Here is a 2708-nt window from a genome sequence, read left to right on the forward strand (position 1 = left end):
TAGCGGGTTGACAAACCAGCTGCCTGATCGCGATCCGGAAGAGACTGCCGAATGGTTGGAGTCCTTGGATACGCTGATTGCCGAACGTAGTACTGAGCGTGCCCAGTTCATTATGCGTAGTCTGTTGCAGCGGGCAGGCGCGCAGAGCGTTGGCGTGCCTATGGTCACGACCACCGATTATGTGAACACCATTCCGGCGGACCAGGAGCCTGTGTTCCCCGGCAATGAAGAGATCGAGCGTAAGTACCGTGCCTGGTTGCGGTGGAACGCCGCTGTCATGGTCCACCGCGCCCAGGCCCCGGAGATTGGTGTGGGTGGGCATATCTCCACCTATGCCGGTGCCGCGACCTTGTACGAGGTTGGTTTCAACCACTTCTTCCGTGGCAAGAACCACCCCGGTGGTGGCGACCAGATCTTCTTCCAGGGCCACGCCTCCCCCGGCATGTACGCCCGCGCGTTCCTGGAAGGGCGCCTGTCCGAGGAAGACATGGATGGTTTCCGTCAGGAACGCTCCAAAGAAGGCCATGCCCTGTCCTCGTACCCGCACCCGCGTCTGATGCCTGAATTCTGGGAATTCCCGACCGTGTCAATGGGTATCGGCCCGATGAACGCGATCTACCAGGCCCAGTCCAACCGGTACCTGCATAACCGTGGCATCAAGGACACCTCCGACCAGCAAGTCTGGGCGTTTTTGGGTGACGGTGAAATGGACGAGCCCGAATCACGCGGCCTGCTCCAACTCGCCGCGAACGACAAGCTCGATAACCTGAACTTCGTTATCAACTGCAACCTCCAACGCCTCGATGGGCCGGTCCGTGGCAACGGCAAAATCGTCCAAGAGTTGGAAGCGTTCTTCCGCGGCGCGGGCTGGAACGTCATCAAAGTACTCTGGGGCCGTGAGTGGGATGACCTTTTGGCCCGGGACACTGACGGGTCCCTGGTCGATGTCATGAACACCACTTTGGATGGTGACTACCAAACGTACAAGGCCGAATCCGGCGGGTTCGTGAAGGAGCACTTCTTCGGGAAGACCCCGCAAACCAAGGAACTCGCCGCGCACCTGAGCGATGACGAGGTCTGGAACCTCAAACGTGGCGGGCACGACTACCACAAGGTCTACGCCGCGTACAAGGCTGCCACCGAGTTCAAGGGCAAACCCACAGTGATCCTGGCCCACACGGTCAAGGGCTACGGCCTGGGTACCCACTTCGAGGCGCGTAACGCCACGCACCAGATGAAGAAACTCACCCTGCAGGACCTCAAAGACTTCCGCACGCACCTGCGCCTGCCCATCAGCGATGAGGTGTTGGAAGCTGACCCGTACCATCCCCCGTACTACCGCCCAGGTGCGGACACACCGGAAATCCAGTACCTCATGGAACGCCGGGCCGCGTTGGGCGGGTTCCTGCCCGAACGCCGCAGCACCCACACCGAACTCGAACTCCCCGGGGATAAAACCTACGAGGTCGCCAACCGTGGCTCGGGCAAGCAACAAGCCGCCACGACCATGTCGTTCGTGCGCGTGCTCAAGGACTTGATGCGGGACCCCAAGATCGGCCACCGCATTGTCCCGATCATCCCGGACGAGGCACGCACCTTCGGCATGGACGCGTTCTTCCCGACAGCGAAAATCTACAACCCCAACGGACAAAACTACCTCTCCGTGGACCGCGACCTCGTCCTGGCCTACAAGGAATCGATCTCCGGGCAGATCGTGCACGCCGGCATCAACGAAGCCGGTTCCGTGGCAGCGTTCACCGCCGCCGGCACCGCGTACGCCACCCATGGCGAACCGTTGATCCCGTTCTACGTGTTCTACTCCATGTTCGGCTTCCAACGCACCGGTGATTCCTTCTGGGCCGCCGGAGACCAAATGACCCGCGGCTTCATCATCGGCGCCACAGCAGGACGCACCACATTAACTGGTGAAGGCCTCCAACACGCTGACGGGCACTCCCCGATCCTGGCCGCCACGAACCCGGCCGTGATCACCTACGACCCCGCCTACGGCTACGAAATCGGTGCGATCATGCGCGCCGGCATCGAACGCATGTACGGACCGGATTCAACCGATCCCAACGTCATGTACTACATCACCGTGTACAACGAACCGATCAGCCAACCCAAAGCACCCGAGAACATCGACGTCGAGGGCATCAACAAAGGCATCTACCTGCTCAAGAAGAGCGAACACGACGGGCCCCGCACCCAACTGCTGGGCTCCGGCGTCTCCGTTCCCTGGGCGTTGGAAGCAGCACACATCCTCGCCACCGAGTGGGGAGTCGCCGCCGATGTTTGGTCCGTCACCTCCTGGACCGAACTCCGACGCGACGGCCTCGCCGCCGAAGAAGAAACCTTCCTGCACCCCGAACACGAAGCACGTGTCCCGTACATCACCGCCAAAATGGCTGATGCACCAGGACCCGTCATCGCCGTCACCGACTACATGAAAGCCGTCCCGGACCAGGTACGCCAATTCCTGCCCAACGACTTCGCCACCCTCGGTGCCGACGGCTTCGGTTTCTCCGACACCCGCCAAGCAGCCCGCAGATACTTCAAAATCGACTCCCACTCAGTCGTCGTCCGAACCCTGCAAATGCTCGCCAAACAAGGCAAAATCGACCCCAACGCAGCCATCCAGGCAGCCACGAAATACGACCTCCTCAACGTCAACGCCGGCACCACCGGCAACACAGGCGGCGAAGGCT

Annotated in this window: 1 protein-coding gene; it reads left to right on the forward strand. The window is 61.2% G+C overall.

The window, feature by feature from the left end; translation table 11 throughout:
* On the forward strand, positions 1-2708 hold a 2708-nt coding region (gene aceE, locus CVS27_RS20225), incomplete at both ends, for a pyruvate dehydrogenase (acetyl-transferring), homodimeric type (protein WP_243400297.1).

Source organism: Arthrobacter glacialis (genome assembly GCF_002909445.1).
Lineage (GTDB): Bacteria > Actinomycetota > Actinomycetes > Actinomycetales > Micrococcaceae > Specibacter > Specibacter glacialis.